General features: G+C 62.7%; 14 protein-coding genes. 5 read left to right on the forward strand and 9 right to left on the reverse strand.

The window, feature by feature from the left end; genetic code table 11:
- Positions 1 to 52: 52 nt before the first annotated feature.
- Entirely contained in the window at positions 53 to 1,168 is a 1,116-nt protein-coding gene (locus tag ACODNH_RS12680; protein ID WP_306704646.1) for a mechanosensitive ion channel family protein, read from the reverse strand.
- 89 nt (positions 1,169 to 1,257) lie between these two features.
- On the opposite strand from ACODNH_RS12680, the gene ACODNH_RS12685 reads away from it, so the two are divergent.
- Entirely contained in the window at positions 1,258 to 2,070 is an 813-nt protein-coding gene (locus tag ACODNH_RS12685; protein ID WP_306704648.1) for an undecaprenyl-diphosphate phosphatase, read from the forward strand.
- A 55-nt stretch (positions 2,071 to 2,125) separates the two neighbouring features.
- A complete protein-coding gene (locus ACODNH_RS12690; protein WP_434530377.1) occupies positions 2,126 to 2,992 on the forward strand; it encodes a CheF family chemotaxis protein in 867 nt (288 codons plus the stop codon).
- 315 nt (positions 2,993 to 3,307) lie between these two features.
- Here the strand turns inward: ACODNH_RS12690 and ACODNH_RS12695 are convergent, their stop codons facing one another.
- The 8 genes from ACODNH_RS12695 to acs (ACODNH_RS12730) form a co-directional block, all read right to left on the reverse strand.
- The gene (locus tag ACODNH_RS12695; RefSeq protein WP_306704652.1) at positions 3,308 to 3,559 is read right to left on the reverse strand and encodes a hypothetical protein; all 252 of its coding nucleotides are present in this window, start codon (positions 3,557 to 3,559) and stop codon (positions 3,308 to 3,310) included.
- A 184-nt stretch (positions 3,560 to 3,743) separates the two neighbouring features.
- The gene (locus ACODNH_RS12700) at positions 3,744 to 3,959 is read right to left on the reverse strand and encodes a hypothetical protein (RefSeq protein ID WP_306704654.1); all 216 of its coding nucleotides are present in this window, start codon (positions 3,957 to 3,959) and stop codon (positions 3,744 to 3,746) included.
- Positions 3,960 to 4,012: 53 nt separating this feature from the next.
- Positions 4,013 to 4,486, reverse strand: coding sequence for a universal stress protein (locus tag ACODNH_RS12705; RefSeq protein ID WP_434530378.1), 474 nt, complete (start codon positions 4,484 to 4,486; stop codon positions 4,013 to 4,015).
- Between the two features lie 4 nt (positions 4,487 to 4,490).
- Positions 4,491 to 6,161 carry a sodium:solute symporter family transporter gene (locus ACODNH_RS12710; RefSeq protein ID WP_434530379.1) on the reverse strand — a complete coding sequence of 557 codons (1,671 nt, stop codon included), beginning with the start codon at positions 6,159 to 6,161 and terminating at the stop codon, positions 4,491 to 4,493.
- On the reverse strand, positions 6,158 to 6,592 hold the full coding sequence (locus ACODNH_RS12715) for a DUF4212 domain-containing protein (RefSeq protein WP_306704660.1): 435 nt from the start codon (positions 6,590 to 6,592) through the stop codon (positions 6,158 to 6,160). Before ACODNH_RS12715 ends, ACODNH_RS12710 begins: the two co-directional genes overlap by 4 nt.
- Before the next feature lie 45 nt (positions 6,593 to 6,637).
- The gene (gene acs / locus ACODNH_RS12720) at positions 6,638 to 8,632 is read right to left on the reverse strand and encodes an acetate--CoA ligase (RefSeq protein ID WP_434530380.1); all 1,995 of its coding nucleotides are present in this window, start codon (positions 8,630 to 8,632) and stop codon (positions 6,638 to 6,640) included.
- Positions 8,633 to 8,702: 70 nt separating this feature from the next.
- On the reverse strand, positions 8,703 to 10,394 hold the full coding sequence (locus ACODNH_RS12725) for a bacterio-opsin activator domain-containing protein (RefSeq protein WP_434530381.1): 1,692 nt from the start codon (positions 10,392 to 10,394) through the stop codon (positions 8,703 to 8,705).
- 141 nt (positions 10,395 to 10,535) lie between these two features.
- The gene (gene acs, locus ACODNH_RS12730; RefSeq protein ID WP_434530382.1) at positions 10,536 to 12,479 is read right to left on the reverse strand and encodes an acetate--CoA ligase; all 1,944 of its coding nucleotides are present in this window, start codon (positions 12,477 to 12,479) and stop codon (positions 10,536 to 10,538) included.
- A 165-nt stretch (positions 12,480 to 12,644) separates the two neighbouring features.
- On the opposite strand from acs (ACODNH_RS12730), the gene ACODNH_RS12735 reads away from it, so the two are divergent.
- From ACODNH_RS12735 to glmS, 3 genes are all read left to right on the forward strand, one after another.
- A complete protein-coding gene (locus ACODNH_RS12735) occupies positions 12,645 to 13,505 on the forward strand; it encodes a CheF family chemotaxis protein (protein ID WP_058992765.1) in 861 nt (286 codons plus the stop codon).
- A 158-nt stretch (positions 13,506 to 13,663) separates the two neighbouring features.
- Positions 13,664 to 14,854 carry a bifunctional sugar-1-phosphate nucleotidylyltransferase/acetyltransferase gene (glmU, locus tag ACODNH_RS12740; RefSeq protein WP_306704668.1) on the forward strand — a complete coding sequence of 397 codons (1,191 nt, stop codon included), beginning with the start codon at positions 13,664 to 13,666 and terminating at the stop codon, positions 14,852 to 14,854.
- Positions 14,854 to 16,644 (forward strand): glutamine--fructose-6-phosphate transaminase (isomerizing), encoded by a 1,791-nt coding sequence (gene glmS / locus ACODNH_RS12745; protein WP_306704675.1) that lies wholly within the window; start codon positions 14,854 to 14,856, stop codon positions 16,642 to 16,644. Before glmU ends, glmS begins: the two co-directional genes overlap by 1 nt.
- Positions 16,645 to 16,805: the final 161 nt, after the last annotated feature.

The following is a 16,805-nucleotide window of genomic DNA, read 5'->3' on the forward strand; positions in this document are numbered from 1 at the left end:
GCGTTTCGACCTCTCGATCATCGGGTCAGTTGGCCTGCGACCGTGCTTGCGCTCACTCGCCAGTCATGCCGCCGTCGTCTGTGGTTTTGCCTTTTGACTGCGCCTGATCGAACAGTTCGCCCGGAATTTCCTCGGTCGAGACGGAGATGGACCGCTGGGGGAACGGGATTTCGATATCCTCTGCCCGGAATCGCTTGTAGATCGCGCTGTTGAGTTCGTGAGTCGCCCGAGCTGTCAGAGCCGGATTACTGACCCAGCACAGCAGTTCGAAGTTCAGCGCTGAGTTGCCGAACTCCCGGAACCGGACCCGTGGGTTCGGCCGTTCCTGCACGAGGTCTTCGGCTTCGGCCAGTTCCAGAAGAATCTCCTCGACCCGGTCGATATCCGTCCCGTAGGCGACGCCGACAGGGACGCGAATCCGACGCTTGCGCCGCGGCGTCGACTCGTTGACGATGGCGGCGTTGTTGAGCTTCGAGTTCGGAACGGTGACGAGGATGTCGTCACGGGTGCGGATGACCGTCGAGCGGACGGAGATATCCTCGACACGGCCGCGTTCGCCGGTCTCCAGAACGACGAAATCGCCGACTGCGTACGTCCCGTCGAGATACAGCGAGAGCGAGCCGAAAAAATTCGCCAGCGTGTCCCGGGCCGCCAGCCCGACGATGATGCCCATAATCCCCGCTGAGGCCAGAAGCGGCGTCACGTCGATGTCCCAGAGGACTAGCAACAGCAGAATCCCACCGCCCGAGATGAGCGCGCTCCAGACGTTCTGGAGGATGGGGACCATCTGGCGGTCGATGTACGCTGAATCCGTCGCGATGGCGGACGCTTGGCGACCGATGCGCAGTAGCGTCACCATCCAGACGATGACGACTAGCGAGAGCGTCCCGGCCTCCAGCGAGACGGCGATGGCCGGGCGGATGTCGTAAATCTGTGCGCCGGCGTACGCGCCGCCGAGACCGACCGTGACGTACACGGCGGTGTGAATCCCACGGAAGACGATGTCGTCGACATCGCCCTCGATGTGTGGGGTGACCCGTCTGAGCAGCCGGTCACCGAGGACACGGATGACCAGCGCAAGCGCGACCCCGCTGCCGACGAGTACCAGAAACCCTTGCCAGGCCGGCAGTCCCGACAGCAGGTCTACCACCCCGCTTCCCAGTTGCATACCCCCGCTTGGACACCGGGGCTATATATACTGCCACGTCGACGGCCGGAACCGAACGGCCTTTGTCCCGCGGCGTCCGCTCCGTGGGTATGAACCCGATTCTCGTCGCTATTCTGCTGGGCCTGCTGCAAGGGGTGCTGGAATGGATTCCGGTCTCCAGCGAGGGCGGCGTCGCCCTCGCGTCGACGGTGGTCACAGGCGTCTCACCCGCCGCTGCGACCCGCCTCGCACTCTTTCTCCACGCCGGAACGGCGGTTGCGGCCACGGCCTACTACCGCACCGAGGTCCGAACCATCCTCCATTCGATCCGGCAACTCTCGCGTCGTCCGTTCGCCGACGAGACGGCGGACCTCTCGTTTATTATCATCGCGACGGCGGCGACCGCTGTCACTGGTCTCCCCGCGTATATGGTCCTTGACGCGGCCGTTTCGGAGCTTGAGGGTGGTCTCTTTCTGGCGCTGGTCGGCGGCCTGCTCGTCATCACCGGCCTCCTCCAGCGCTTCGCCGCGGCGCTGTCACTGGGAGAGCGTGAGATTCCGGATGGGATCGACGCCGTACTGGTCGGGGTGTTGCAGGGGCTGGCCATCCTCCCCGGTGTCTCCCGGTCTGGAACGACAGTGAGCGCGCTGTTGCTCAGGGGCCACGAGGGTGAGTCGTCGCTTCGACTCTCGTTCTTACTGTCGATTCCGGCCGCGCTCGCTGCCAACGTACTGGTCCTCGTCGATGACGGTGTCCCCGCAATCGACCCGCTGCCGGCCGTCGTCGCGCTCGTTGTGAGCGCCGTCGTCGGCTACCTCACCGTCGACGCGCTGGTCCGACTGGTCCGGCAGGTCCCGTTCTGGGCGGTCTGTACGGTGTTCGGCGGGCTAGGCGTCGCTGGCGGATTGCTTGTCGCGCTGTGAGAGCGGTGCTGGAACTTATTTACCCTTCGGCATCAAATCTGTAGTACCAGCGGCTATGAGTGGTGACGAACGCAAGCTAGTCGACACGTCGGGGGACTTCCAGTACGTCGTCCGCGATGGCGACACGGTGACCGACCCGAAGTGGCGCTCCTGTCGACTCATCGTCACCAACAAGCGACTCATTCTGGCGACGAACGGCTCGAAACAGCCCATTCCTCACTCCAACATCACCCTCCCGTCGAACCCTGACGATCTGGTTCCCGATGGTGGGACTGGCGGTGCAACCGCGCTGGAGGTGGGCAATAACGTCCTCCTCGTCGACACGCCAAACCTAGACGACTTCCAGACGGAGTACGTCCGCGCGACGCTACAGGGTGAGGTCATCCTCGCACGACAGCAAGCGGTCGTCGGTGGCGTCGTTCAGGAGGACGCCGAGTGGCGCAAGGCACGGTTTCAACTAGACGACGACATCATCCGCCTCCAGTTTCCCGGCGGCAAGAGTATGTTCTTCGAAATCGAGGACGTCGGAACCATCGAAACCGAGACCAGTACCGTGATGGGGCAGGAGCGGGAGGTCATCGAGGTCGAACACACTGACGACCAGGACCGCAGCGTCGAAACCCACATTTCGGGGATGGATCACCACACGCGGGCGCTGAAGACGCTGTTCACCCGCGTTATCGAGGACCGCGAGGACGATTACGAACTCTCGGAGATGGAGAGCCAGGTGCTGATGGCGCTGTACTCTGGTGTTTCACCGTTCGAGATGTCCGATTTCGTTGGAACGACACCTGACGAGGTCGAGGAAATCTATCAGAAACTGCTTGATGTTGGTGCGGTTGATGAGGTCCGGGTTCGGACCGAGGTTGCGTTGAACGCGCAAGGGCGGAATATGGCGAGTGAAGCGATGAGTGAGAAGTAGTGCGGCGCTGTGCGCCGCAGAACGAACGGCAAAGCCGTGAGTAGCGAGAGCCCGAGCGAAGCGAGGGGTCTCGAAACGCGAACGGGGAGCAGCGCGACCCGTGAGCACCAGTACGGCGCTACGCGCCACAGAACGACTTCTCTTGACGCCGGGCCGAGAAAATCGGACAGGGACCGGTACTGAGCCGGGGCAGTTGAGCGGTACCGCTGAACGGGAGGACCACTGTGACCCGTGGTTTGCCTCTCGCGGCGGTTAAGTTCCGATGTAGCCCAGTCAGTACAGTCGGACTCGTGACCTGCTCCTGTCTGGCCGTTTTCACTCGGGCAGGTACTCGATGTCCTCAGCCTCGGTCACCGACACCCCGTCCGGAAGGTCTGACTCTGGGACTGGCGTCAGGGTGAGCACTTCACCCGCCTCGGTCTGTACCCACTCCTGTCCTGTCGCTTGACTCCAATCGTGTGGGTCCCAGAACCCCGACTCGAAGCGCATCCAGATGTCGAGACCACTGTAGTACTCTCCCGTTGAACTTTCGTAGATCATTGCTGACTCCACGGCGTCTGCTGCCATCGAAAAAGTCAATGCACCTACATGGTATTATTACTACCGGCAGGGCTGAAATTCGCCAGGCTTGAGAATGGAGGGGTGCTTGGACAGCACGGGTAAAGCGGTGGTTCGGCCACCGTATGTGTACGTTTAACAGGGATGTCGTAAACTAGCTATGGATCTACCGTTGCTGAAAACGGATTCCGATCTACTGCTGTTCCATCGCCAGCTCAAGCGACCAGAAGAAGCCGTAGTACGCGACGACACCGGCGGCGAGCGTCAGGTAGTAGGCCCACTGGGGAGCCGGGAGCAGGTCGAAGATAACACTCACAGCAGTCACCCAGGCGATAGCGAACACGAGGTCGACGAACATTCCCCGCTTGTGGTCTTGCACGTGGTTACGGAGGGTGTCGACGACGCTCATCGGCGGCCTCCCGTCGTCTGTGGCGACTGTGGTCGGTTCTGTCCCATACTCAGTCACGCCTCGATATCCGTATCACCGTGAACATCGACGACCAGCACCGGCAGCCGCGTCCGGCGGAGCACCTTCTCTGTGACGCTGCCGAGGATGACGCGCTTGAGGCCTGAGCGGCCGTGGGACCCCATCACGACGAGGTCGATGTCGTTGTCCTCGACGAACTTTCGGATGGCGCGGGCCGGTTCGCCGGCAGTGATGTGTTCTTCCACGTCGACGCCGTGCTCGGCGGCCCGGTCGCGGACGTAGCCGGTGGCGTCGTCTGCGTCGGCTTTCACTTCTGTCATCTCCTCCAGATTCCCCTGTCGGATTCGGTCGACCTGCTCTGTCCCCAGCGAGTAGCTGGTGGCGTCGACGTCGACGACGTACAGTGCGTGGACCGTCGCGTCGTACTTCGAGGCGATGTCGACTGCCTGATCGACCGCGTTTTCGGCGGTTTCGCTGCCGTCGGTCGGAACAAGAATATTATCGTACATTGGTTTAGTCGTCTGCGGGGGTGCCGCCACTGGTGCTATCGCCGACGACGTCTGCGGCGGTCTCTTGCTGTCCCATTGGTTCGGGGCTGTGACACTGTCGAACCATCTTCTTCGTCTCCAGGGGTGGCTCGGGCGTCGCCAGCGACACGGCGATGGTGACGATGAACACGAGTGGCGTCCCGATCAGCGCCGCGCCGATGGGCGGGACGTACTGGGCGTATATCGGGACGAGTGCGCCACCCTCTCCAGCGGCTGCGCCGAGCGCGCCGATGTAGTTCGGCAGGACGCTGTTGATAATCGAGGTGATCCAGATGAGTAGGCCGAGTATCATCCCGGCCAGTGCGCCCTGACGGTTCGTGTTCTCCCACCAGAGACCGAGGAAGAACATTGGGAACAGGACGACGCCGGCCAGCGAGAACGCGTAGGCGACCAGTTCGCCGATAAGCGCCGGTGGGTTGAACGCGGTCACCGTCACCAGTGCGCCCATGCCGATAATCGTCCCGCGACCGATGAGCACCTGCTGGCGCTGGGTCGCGTCGGGATTGATCAGTTCGGTGTAGATGTCGTGTGCGACCGCCGATGAGGCCGTGATGAACAGGCCAGCTGTCGTCGCGATGGCGGCCGCCATCGCCCCGGCCGCGACGAGGCCGACGAACCACGTCGGGAGGTTCGCGAACTGTGCGGCGAGCACGACGATCACGTCACCTTCAGCGCCGGACATGCCGCCTTCCGCGGCGTAGGCGCTCGCGCCCGTCGTCGCTTGAAAGAGGTCGACACCGAAGGCCGCCATCGCGGGCGACGCCCAGTAGAGCAGGAGGATGAAGAACAGCCCCCACACGCAGGACCAGCGAGCGACGCGCTCGCTCCTGACCGTGTAGAATCGGACGAGGACGTGTGGCAGGCCACAGGTCCCGACAATGAGCGAGAACGCCGTCGCGATCCAGAGGTAGAACGGCTGGTTCACGAACGGCGCGGAGAACTCGCGTCCGAGGTCGGCGATCAGTGCGCCGTACTCGATCTGCGGGAGCACCGTCGAGTATCCCTGCGAGAAACCGACGATGTACACGCCCGCGAGGAACGCGACGATGAGGATCGTGTACTGGACGGCCATGTTCTTGGTCGCGCCCAACATCCCCGAGAGCGCGAGGTAGCCGACGGTGATCGTCATCATCACGACGATCATCGGAATGATGTCGAGCCCGAAGACGTACTGGCCGACAAGCCCCATGCCGCGGGCCTGTCCGACGGAGTAGACGTACGCGATGAGCAGCGTGGTGAACGCCGCCAGCGCGCGGGCAGTCGGTGAATTGAACCGGTCACCCACGAAGTCCGGCGCGGTGTACTTTCCGAACCGCCGCATCTGCGCCGCCAGGAAGATGAGCAGGACGAAGTAGCCGGTCGTCCAGCCGACGATGAACGCCAGCCCGTAGAAGCCAGAGAGCGCGACCAGTCCGGCGAGTCCCAGATACGAGGCGGCGGACATCCAGTTCGCGCCGATGGCCATCCCGTTCTCGATGTTGCCGATGCCGCGGCCCGCGACCCACATCCCCTCGGTGTCGGCCACCTTGAACACGTAGCCGATGACGAGGAACGACGCCATCATCAGGAAGACGATAATCGCCGGGACGAGCTTGAACGAGATGTCGAGCGCCTCTGCCTGTAGTGGGACCGTCACTGCTCGACACCCCCGTCAGTGGCCGCTGGCTCGCCCGCCTCGGGAGCCGTGTTATCGACGGAATCGGAATCGATGCCGTACTTCTGGTCGAGACGGTCCCGGTAGCGGGTGTACACTACTGCCAGTATGAGCGCGCCCGTCGGCGCACCGAACGAAACGAGGAAGTAGTGTAGCGGGAAGCCGAATAGGGGCGTCTGCACGGTCATCATCTCCGGCGCAAGTGCGGTCAGCGTCACCGGGCCGAACACGACCAGCGCCCAGAGCACGAAACTGCTCCAGATGATCTTCAGATGGTCGCGCATGAACGGCGTGCTTGGTCGTAACAGGTTCACCTCCCTGTCGAGGTAATCGATGTCATCGTGGGCGGCCGCCGTGCCGCCATCTGGTTGTATATCTGACTCTTCTCGGTCTGCATGCGTGTCTCTTGACATGGGTTTGAAGGCTTGAAAATTCGTGGTGCTGTTCGCCGCTACGGCTCAGTCACCCTGGACTTTGGTCTCGATATCACTGACGACGTCAGGGTTTCGCAGCGTACTCGTATCGCCCAGCTCTTCGCCGTTCGCGATGTCCTCTAGCAGGCGGCGCATGATCTTTCCGGAGCGAGTCTTCGGTAGCTCGGGTGTGAAGATGACCGCTTCCGGCCGCGCGATCGGGCCGATAGCGTCCTCGACACCTTCGATAATTGCACTGCGGAGTTCCTCGTCCTCGTCGTAGCCGTCCTCGGTGATGACGTATGCGTACACCGCTTCGCCCTTGATATCGTGGTCGCCACCGACGACAGCGGCTTCAGCAACGCCTTCCACGCCGACGATAGCGCTCTCGATTTCCATCGTCCCGAGACGGTGGCCGGAGACGTTGATCACGTCGTCGACCCGTCCCAGCACGGTGATGTAGCCGTCATCATCGATTTTCGCGCCGTCCTCGGGGAAGTACACCCAGTCGTCGGAGTCGTCGCTGTCGGTATCCGAGTACTCGGCCCAGTACTCGTTGATGAACCGCTCGTCGTTCTTGTACAGCGTCCGGAGCATCCCCGGCCACGGCTTGTCGACGGTCAGGTAGCCGGCACGGCCGGGTTCGACTTCCTCACCCTCGGTGTCGACGATGCGTACGTCGTTGCCCGGCAACGGCGGCCCGGCGGACCCTGGTTTCATGTCTTTGACGCCGGGCAGCGTCGTTATCATCATGCCGCCAGTCTCGGTCTGCCACCAGGTGTCGACGACGGGACACTCCTCGTTGCCGATGTGCTTGTAGTACCATTTCCAGGCCCGGGGGTTGATCGGCTCGCCGACCGTGCCCAGCAGGCGCAGGCTGGAGAGATCGTGTTTTTCGGGGTACTCCTTGCCCCACTTCATGAACGCGCGGATGGCCGTCGGCGCGGTGTACAGTTGGTCGGCCTCGTACTCCTCGACAATGTCCCAGAGGCGGTCCTTGTCGGGGTAGTCCGGCGTCCCCTCGTACATCATCGTCGTCGTCCCAAGCGCGAGCGGGCCGTAGACGATGTAGGAGTGGCCGGTAATCCAGCCGATGTCGGCAGAGCAGAAGTACGTGTCCTCGGGTTTGATGTCGAGCACTGCCTGCGAGGTCCAGGCTGCCCAGGCGAGGTAGCCGCCAGTGGAGTGTTTGACACCCTTCGGCTTCCCGGTGGTCCCGGAGGTGTACATGAGAAACAGCATGTCCTCGGCGTCGCGGTTGACCGGTTCGACCGTTGCGCCCTCGTTGTCGGCGATGACGTCCTCGAAGGCGACCTGGTTGTCCGCGTAGTCGTGGTCGAAGCCGTCGCCGTCCATCAGGCGCTCGGCGACGAGAGCGCGTTCGACCTCGTGGTCGACGCCGCTCAGTCCTTCGTTGGCTTTGTCGAGGTGGTCAAGCGGGTCACCGCGGCGGTAGTAGCCGTCACAGGTGACCAGATACTCCGAGTCGGCGGCGTTCATTCGGGTCGCGAGCGCGTCCGCGGAGAAGCCGGCGAACACGACGGAGTGGGGGGCGCCGATGCGGGCACAGGCCAGCATGGCGATGGGGAGCTGCGGAATCATCGGCATGTACATCGTCACGACGTCGTCCTCGCCGACGCCCATCTCCCGCAGGCCGGCCGCGAACTCGTTGACCTTCTGATGGAGTTCCTCGTACGTGTAGGTGATGTTGTCTTCCTCGACCGGCTCGCCGACCCACTCGATAGCGGCTTCGTCACCCCGCTCGTCGAGGTGCCGGTCTAGGCAGTTCGCCGAGGCGTTTAGGGTCCCGTCCGTGAACCACTCGTAGAACGGCGGGTTCGAGTCGTCGAGTACCTGATCGTAGTCCTCCTCCCAGTCGAGGAGCTCGGCGGCCCCCTCCCAGCACTCCGGCCAGTTTTCTTCGAACTCGTCGTAGATACCCTCGTCCGTGACGTTCGCCTGCTCGACGAACGACTCCGGGGGCTCGAAAACCTCCTGCTCCGCAAGCCGCGCTTCTAGCTGGACATCTTCATCTGACATGGTCTATCATCGATATTTCACAGCGGCCATATAAACAGGGGGTCTAACTACGATAACATGAAACAGGGTTTCAGTTGTCGACCGGCTGTCGCGGTTCGGTCGGCCGGTCGTCGAAAAACGCGGTCAGGACCTTCTGCTGTGCCTTCCTGAGGTGATTATGCAACGTCGGCGACGAGACGTCCAGCGAGTCCGCTAGCTCCTCAGCGGTCGAGCCCCGAGGCCACTCGAAATAGCCGCTGTGGTAGGCCGCCTGAAGAACGGTCTCTTGCCGGTCTGAGAGGGTGTCGGTCAGTCGGTCGCGGAATCCGGTGTCCGTCTCGGCCGGCCGTTCCGTCTCTCGCTTCGCTGCTAACGATGTCTCCCTGTAGGCGTCGGTGACGGCGTTGACCGTTGGTCTGATATCGGCCTCACCGGGGAGCTCGACTGCGATAGTTGCGACACCGTCCGTGGCCGTCACAGACCGGATGCGCCCGCCGCTTTCGACCAACTGGAGTGCTGGCGTATCGGTGACGACAACTTCCAGTAACACGCCGTCGCTGTGCTGTTCGAGGAGTCTGGCGTCGGCCACGCCGTCATCGTCGTCCGCATACGAGAGTATCGCGTCGGCCGAAGCGCCTTCGACCATCAGATAATACAGCAGTGACTGGCCCGCAACAGGGACGACGCCGGACAGTTCGACCGTACACTGTAACGCCCCGGATACTCCGGCGGTAAAGGTTCGCTCGTCCCCACAGTGGAATTCCAACTCGGTCACCGTGTCGGCTAGCAGGAGGCGCTTGCGTTCGGCGGCGACCTGTGCGTGGCCGATCTGGACCCCGAGCGCGGACAGTACGGCACGTTCCGCGTCGGTAAGCCCCTCGCTGGCTCCGACCCCGATGACACCGGAGACCGCGTTTTCCCTGACTAGCGGGACCAGCACGACCGGTCCGGCGCTGTCGTCGACGACACGAACCTCGCCCACGTCGAGCGGGGCGGTGACTGACTCGATATGCTCATCGATCTGCTGCTCAACGGTCGACTCCGAGACCTCTGTCGTCGCGCGCGGTGTCAACCCATCGCCGGTACGCTCGGCGAGCCAGGCGAACTCGAAGCCCGCCGTCTCGGTCAGGTGGTCACAGACCGTTGTCGCAATCGCTTCATCAGTTGCAGCGGCCGCAAGCGTCTCGCTGACCGCCGTAATCCAGCCAACGGTTCGTTGCGGCTCGCTTGCGGACGCCTGCCCGCCGGACCCGTCGACGGCCGCGATGATGGTTTCACGGTCTGGTTCGTCAAGCAGCGGGTCCAGTCGGTCGAGTCGGTCCCAGCCGCCGAGCGCACAGACGATGTCCGGCGGAACGCCATCGTCCAGCAGGCTCGCCGCGAACCGCCATCGGAGGTCGCGTGATGAAACCTCCTTCAGGTGTGGTGTCGTCTCAGCGGCTCGGTCGGCTACCTCATTGACCAGCATCTGGAGCCGACGTGGGGAGACGGAAAACAGCGGCTCGTCGTCGTCCATTCCGGCCGAATTCGTGTACTTCCGCATGTCGTGTTCGACCGAATCCGGGAGGTACGTCTCGCGGACTACTTCGCCGTCCTCCCGAACAGCCAGCAGGCGATATCCCTCGAACTCGATGATATCGGCCAGCCGTACGGCGGTCATCTCCGCCGGGCGGAGTCCGACCTCCGCACCGAGTCGGAGCACGAGGTCGGACCGGTGCGTTTCAGCTGCGCGCCGTAGCTGTTCGTATCCTCGCTCACCGATGCGGTCCGATTCGCCGTCCATGCGTTTCGGGGATTCACAGAATATCGAAATAAGCGTTGTGTCCGATGCATAGATACAGACGAGTAAAACAATAGTAAAGCGATCGTCGGAGACGTCGTCGTCGCGATTATATTTCGGAAATACAGAGAAAGCCGAAACAGCTCACTCTCTTCTCGTCGTCGACTGAATTTCGCCGAGAATTTCAGGGTTCCGCAGCGCGCTGGTATCGCCCAGATTCTCGTCGTTCGCCACTGCGGTTAGCAGGCGGCGCATAACCTTGCCCGAGCGTGTCTTTGGGAGGTCGGGCGTGAACACGATTTCTTTCGGACGGGCGATACCACCGATAGCGTTGACGATCGCGTCTTCGATGGCTTCCCGGAGTTCATCCTCCGCGTAGCCGTCCTCCGGGGAGGCGAACGCGTACACCGCCGTTCCGGTCGTCTCGTCGTCGGCACCGACGACGGCGGCTTCTGCGACGCCGGTAACGCCGGCAACCGTCGACTCCAGTTCCTTGGTACTGAACCGCCGTCCAGCGACGTTGATCGCGTCGTCGATCCGACCGAGGAACGTAATGTAGCCGTCAGTGTCGATCGAGACGCTGTCTTCGGGGTAGTACCGCCACTCCTCAGCACTGTCCGGGGCGCTACCCCAGCCCGTCCCGTCGAGCAGCGCCCGCGGCATCCCCGGCCAGGGTCGTGTCACGACGAGTTCGCCGGCTGTGTCTGGCTCGGCTCCCGCGCCAGAGCGGTCGACGACGGACGCCTCGATTCCCGGTAGTGGGGTTCCAGCGGCTCCCGGTTTCATTTCGTCGACGCCAGGCAGGGTCGATACGAGTATCGCGCCCGTCTCGGTCTGCCACCAGGTGTCCACGACTGGGCACTCGCCACCGCCGATATGTTCGCGATACCACTCCCAGGCGCGAGCGTCCATCGGCTCGCCGACCGTGCCCAGCAGGCGCAGGCTGGAGAGGTCATGCTTGTCAGGGTACTCCTCGCCCCACTTCATAAACGCTCGGACGGCCGTCGGCGCAGTGTAGAACACGTCGACGGCGTACTTCTCGATGAGCTCCCACAGGCGGTCCTTCTTTGGGTGGTCCGCCGTGCCGTTGTAAAGAACTGTTGTCGTCCCGAGCGCGAGCGGGCCGTAGACGATGTAGGAGTGGCCGGTAATCCAGCCGATGTCGGCCGAGCACCAGTAGGTGTCCTCGGGCTTGATGTCGAGAACTGACTGGGCGGTCCAGGCGACGTGTGCGAGATAGCCACCGGTCGTGTGTGTGACCGCTTTGGGCTCGCCAGTCGTCCCTGAGGTGTAGATGCGAAAGAGCGGGTCGTTGGCCGCCCGCGAAACCGGTTCGACTTCCGCGCCCTCGTGGGCCGCCAGCAGGTCGTGATAGTCGTCGTAGTCGTCGCCTAAGTGCACGTCACGGCCCAGTCGGTCCAGCACGACGACCGACACGTCGTGGTCGACGGCGATGCGTGCGTTGTCGGCCTTGTTCTTCTGTGCGACGGCGCTCCCGCGGCGGTAGTAGCCGTCGCAGGTGACGAGGTGCTCCGACTCGGCCCGCTCCATGCGCGTCGCCAGCGCGTCCGCGGAGAACCCGGCGAAAACGACGTTGTGTGGCACGCCAAGGCGTGCGCAGGCCAGCATCGCGACCGGGAGTTCGGGTACCATCGGCAAGTACAGCGTCACCACGTCGTCCGGGCCGACGCCGCGGTCCCGCAGTGCCGCAGCGAAGGCGTTGACCTCCCGATACAGTTCGAGGTAGGTGTAGGTGCGGGACTCGCCCAGATGTCCCTCCCAGACCAGTGCCAATTGGTTTTTCCGTTCGGGGAGGTGCCGGTCAAGACAGTTGTATGCGGCGTTTAATCGGCCGCCGGGGAACCATTCGAACGGTGGCCCGTCCGCTCCACGGAGTACTGTCTCGAACGATTCTTCCCAGTCAAGCAACTCGGCGGCCTCGCGCCAGCAATCGGGCCACTCCTGCTCGAAGCGGTCGTAGACAGCCGGGTCCGTCACGTTCGCCTGTTCGACGAACCAGTTCGGTGGTTCGACTGTCTCGTGCCCCGTCTGGGACTGGTCCCGACCCGGTTCGTCTCCCCGTGTCATCAGTTGACAGTACATCGCCGCACGCAAAAAATATCCTATCTAATTGTGTACGACTTCGCTGCGAGAGCCCTACCGGTGCGGCCGGCCGTTCTCACTTTCGACACTGGCGACGGAACTTATATTGAGTCCTGCGGACAACGAGTGTACAAGAGGCCGGTACGGGGTATGAGCGACACCGAAAAGAAGATCGCCGATACGAAGGGGCAGTTCCTTCTGGCGGTCTCACAGGGCCAGCGGCTGACTGACGCCGAGTGGCGAAACTGTCGCATCGTCCTCACCACCGAGCGGGTCGCCCTGCTGGGCGATGATAAGCGACAAATTTCACTGACTGATATCGATCGTATTGCCGACCGGTTCGACGTGAACCAGCAGAGTGCTGGTGTCTCCGACTACGTCGCGCTCTACGTCGGCGAGGACGTTATCCTCGTATCGGCGTCAGACCACGGAACGTTCGAAACCGATTTTTACCGGGCGAGTCTCGACGGCGCAATCGTGCTGGTGCAACACCCGGCACTGAAGGGTGGTGTTGTCCAGTCCGCCGAATGGACGAAAGGCCGACTCAAAGTGACCGACGAGGCGCTGAAACTCGCCATGGCCGACGGGCAGGCCGTTGTCATCGACCGCGCCGACATCGGCGACCTTGCTGTTGAAGAGAAACAGGTCAGCGGCGAGGAGCGGACGGTCATTCAGGTCGAGCACAGCGAGGAGGATATCAGCGTCGAAACACACCTTGCGGGCGAAGAGTTTCACGCAACTGTCCTCCGGACGATGCTCGAAGAGAGCGCCGAACAGAATCAGGCTGATCTTGACCTGAGTTCTACGGAGAAACGGGTCATCATGGCGCTGCACTCCGGCGTGTCGCCGTTCGATATCCCCAACTTTGTCGGCATCGACGTCGAGAAAACCGAGGAGATCTTCGACCGACTGATCGAACTCGACGTGATAAGTGTGCTCCGGGAGCGGACCGAAGTGAATCTGACGACGAAGGGCCGTCGGGTCGCTGGCGAGCGGATGGGCGAGCAGTAGTCTGTCATCCAGACCCCGCGAAGCGTCACGAGGACCGACTGTCTCGGAGGTTTCACTCGTCTGGTTTTGCCGCCATAACTGGACATACGTGTCGAGTAAACACCGACCAATCTCGGTAAGGCCGCCATATTGAAGCCCCTCCTCCGTCTGCAATATGTATGCACATCGATACGGCTGTAGTCCTCGCTGCGGGTGAAGGGACTCGCCTCCGGCCGTTGACGCGAAACCGGCCAAAACCTATGTTGCCGGCCGCGAACCGTCCGATCCTTGAACACGTCTTCGATGCGCTGGTCGAGGCAGGCATCGAGAAACTGGTCGTCGTCGTCGGCTACAAGCGCGACCGCGTTCAGGACCACTTCGGGCCGACGTATCGTGGCGTGCCCATTTCCTACGTGAGCCAGACGAAACAGCTCGGCAGCGGGCACGCACTTCTTCAGGCACGGAGCGTCGTCGACGGCCCTGTTCTGGTGATGAACGGTGACCGTCTCGTCGACGCAGCCACTATCGAGGCGGTAAATACCTCCTACGCGGAGACTGGGCACACGAGTATCGCCGTCATCGAACGACAGGATACCAGTCGATACGGAGCTGTCGAGGTACAGGACGGTGATATCGTTGACATTGTCGAAAAGCCACAACACGACGAATTCAGGCTCATCAATGGCGGCGTGTACGCCTTCAACGGCGACATTTTCGAGGCTATCGATGAAACGACCCGTCATGCCGGCGAGTTGGCACTGACCGACACTATCGAACTCCTGCTTGAATCTGACCGCGTCCAGGCGGTCGAGATCGACGGGATGTGGGTTGACGCAACTTACCCGTGGGACCTGCTGACTGTCGCCCGCGAGGTGCTAGCGCGAGGTCGAGTCGTCGAATCGGCCCGAGACGAACAGGTCTGGGTCGACAACTCCGCACGCGTCCACGACGAGGCGACCCTCCAGTCGCCGGTCGTCATTGGCCCGGACTGCGAGATTGGCCCGGACGCCGTCATCGGTCCAAACGTCGCGCTGGGCCGTAATTCCACTATCGGAGCCAACAGCGTCATCCAGCACACCGTCCTCGATGCGGACACGCGTGTCGACCCGAGTTCAACCCTCATCGACACTGTCACCGGCCAGGACGTGAATCTGGGCGTCAACACCGTCGTTCCTGGTGGGCCGGCCGATGTTCAGGTCGGCATGGAGGTGTTCGAGGACCAGCGGCTCGGTGCCGTCATCGCCGACCGTGCCACTGCGCTTGGTGACGTGAGCTTCGTCTCCGGGTCGCTCGTGGGTCCAAATGCCCGGCTCGCCACCGGCGTGACAGTCGATGGAACCGTCCGCGAAGGCGCGGAGGTGGTCCGCTGATGTGTGGGATTATCGGCTGTGTTGGCCGCGGCGACGAAACGCTCGACACGCTTGTCCACGGCCTCTCGAAACTGGAGTATCGCGGGTACGACTCCGCCGGCGTCGCGCTTGCGAACAATCATATCGACCTGTGCAAACACTCCGGGAAAATTGCTGACTTGCGTGAGGCCCTCTCTGAACGGACGCTCTCAGGGTCGGTCGGTATCGGCCACACCCGCTGGAGCACGCACGGCCCGCCGACCGACGAGAATGCTCACCCGCATCAGGACTGCACCGGCGATGTCGCAGTCGTCCACAACGGGATCATCGAGAACTACCAGTCCCTGCGAGACGAACTCGTCAGCGCTGGACACACGTTCACGTCTGACACCGATACCGAGGTCGTCCCCCATCTCATCGAGGACGCGCTAGAGGCGGGGGCTGACCCTGAAGGCGCTGTCAGAGAGACGGTCGACCGACTTGAGGGAAGCTACGCCGTCGCCGTCGTCGTTGCCGGCTGTGACTCGGTATTTGCCGCACGAAACGACTCGCCGCTCGTGCTAGGCATCGACGACGACGCGACGTATCTGGCCAGTGATGTGCCCGCCTTCCGGGACTTCACTGACAAAGTCGTCTACCTCGCTGACGGCGAATTCGCCCGACTCAACGGTGCCGGATGGACCGTCACTGACACCGACGGCACTGTCGTTGAGAAGGACATCGACACCGTCCAGTGGGATCCCGAGGAGACCGGCAAGAGCGGCTACGACCACTTCATGCTCAAAGAGATTCACGAGCAACCCCGAGCGCTCCGGCAGTGTCTGCGGGGCCGGGTCGACGAACTCGCCGGAACGGTCGATATCGGCGACCTCGGCGACCTCTCCCCGACTGGCGTCCAGTTCGTTGCCTGCGGGACCTCCTACCATGCAGCCCTGCACGGCGCACAGCTGTTTCGTGAAGCGGGCATCCCCGCCCAGGCGTTCCTCGCCAGCGAATACGCCACAGGTACGCCACCCATTGGCGACGCGCTCGTCGTTGGCGTCACGCAGAGCGGCGAAACCGCGGACACGCTTTCGGCACTTCGGGCCGCCCGCCGTCGCGGCGCGCGCACGCTGGCCGTGACCAACGTCGTCGGCTCCACTGCGGCCCGCGAGTGCGACCACGCGCTGTACATCCGCGCCGGACCGGAAATCGGCGTCGCCGCGACCAAGACCTTCGCCTCCCAGCTAGCCGCACTGAATCTGCTCGCCCTCGGGACGTCGACAACCGGCGACGCCCGGCAGGTAATCAGCGCGCTCCGTGACCTCCCTGGCCACGTCCAAGAGGTTCTTGACGAATCTGCCGCCCGGGAAGTCGCTGAGTTGTATCAGAACGCCAACGCCTACTTCTTCATCGGCCGTGGCTACCAGAATCCTGTGGCACTTGAGGGCGCACTGAAGATGAAGGAAATCACCTACAAGCACGCTGAGGGCTTCGCTGCCGGTGAGCTAAAACACGGCCCACTGGCCCTGGTGACCGAGAACACGCCCGTATTCGCTATCGTAACTGGCGACGACGAGCGCGCCCGCAAGACGATCGGAAACGTCAAAGAGGTTGAAGCGCGCGATGCCCCAGTGGTCGCGATTACCGACGGACAGAGCGACGTTGAACGGTACGCTGACCACGTGCTCCAGATTCCGGAGACACATCCGAGGGCCGCTGCAGTGCTTGCAAACACGCACCTGCAACTGGTGTCGTATCACACGGCTGCGTTGCTGGGGCGAAACATCGATAAACCACGCAACCTGGCGAAAAGTGTGACTGTGGAGTAAGCGGCGCGCAGCTGGCTACTCGCGCTGCTCTGGCGGCTCCGGCGGTTCGAGGAGCTTTGCCGCCAGCTTGGCTGTTGTTGAACCCGAGAGCCTTTTTTGACAGATCGGGTCACCGTGTTGAGGCTAGAATGTTTCCAGAATCGTGTAAGCTGGGGGGTGAA

Origin of the sequence: Haloarcula sp. NS06, from assembly GCF_051122755.1 — an archaeon.
Lineage (GTDB): Archaea > Halobacteriota > Halobacteria > Halobacteriales > Haloarculaceae > Haloarcula.

What these genes read in the sequence shown, in the direction of transcription:
- ACODNH_RS12680 (WP_306704646.1), bottom strand. Translation starts at nt 1,168, where the DNA reads ATGCAACTGGGAAGCGGGGTGGTAGACCTGCTGTCGGGACTGCCGGCC.
- ACODNH_RS12685 (WP_306704648.1), top strand. Translation starts at nt 1,258, where the DNA reads ATGAACCCGATTCTCGTCGCTATTCTGCTGGGCCTGCTGCAAGGGGTG.
- ACODNH_RS12690 (WP_434530377.1), top strand. Translation starts at nt 2,126, where the DNA reads ATGAGTGGTGACGAACGCAAGCTAGTCGACACGTCGGGGGACTTCCAG.
- ACODNH_RS12695 (WP_306704652.1), bottom strand. Translation starts at nt 3,559, where the DNA reads ATGGCAGCAGACGCCGTGGAGTCAGCAATGATCTACGAAAGTTCAACG.
- ACODNH_RS12700 (WP_306704654.1), bottom strand. Translation starts at nt 3,959, where the DNA reads ATGAGCGTCGTCGACACCCTCCGTAACCACGTGCAAGACCACAAGCGG.
- ACODNH_RS12705 (WP_434530378.1), bottom strand. Translation starts at nt 4,486, where the DNA reads ATGTACGATAATATTCTTGTTCCGACCGACGGCAGCGAAACCGCCGAA.
- ACODNH_RS12715 (WP_306704660.1), bottom strand. Translation starts at nt 6,592, where the DNA reads ATGTCAAGAGACACGCATGCAGACCGAGAAGAGTCAGATATACAACCA.
- acs (WP_434530380.1), bottom strand. Translation starts at nt 8,632, where the DNA reads ATGTCAGATGAAGATGTCCAGCTAGAAGCGCGGCTTGCGGAGCAGGAG.
- ACODNH_RS12725 (WP_434530381.1), bottom strand. Translation starts at nt 10,394, where the DNA reads ATGGACGGCGAATCGGACCGCATCGGTGAGCGAGGATACGAACAGCTA.
- acs (WP_434530382.1), bottom strand. Translation starts at nt 12,479, where the DNA reads ATGACACGGGGAGACGAACCGGGTCGGGACCAGTCCCAGACGGGGCAC.
- ACODNH_RS12735 (WP_058992765.1), top strand. Translation starts at nt 12,645, where the DNA reads ATGAGCGACACCGAAAAGAAGATCGCCGATACGAAGGGGCAGTTCCTT.
- glmU (WP_306704668.1), top strand. Translation starts at nt 13,664, where the DNA reads ATGCACATCGATACGGCTGTAGTCCTCGCTGCGGGTGAAGGGACTCGC.
- glmS (WP_306704675.1), top strand. Translation starts at nt 14,854, where the DNA reads ATGTGTGGGATTATCGGCTGTGTTGGCCGCGGCGACGAAACGCTCGAC.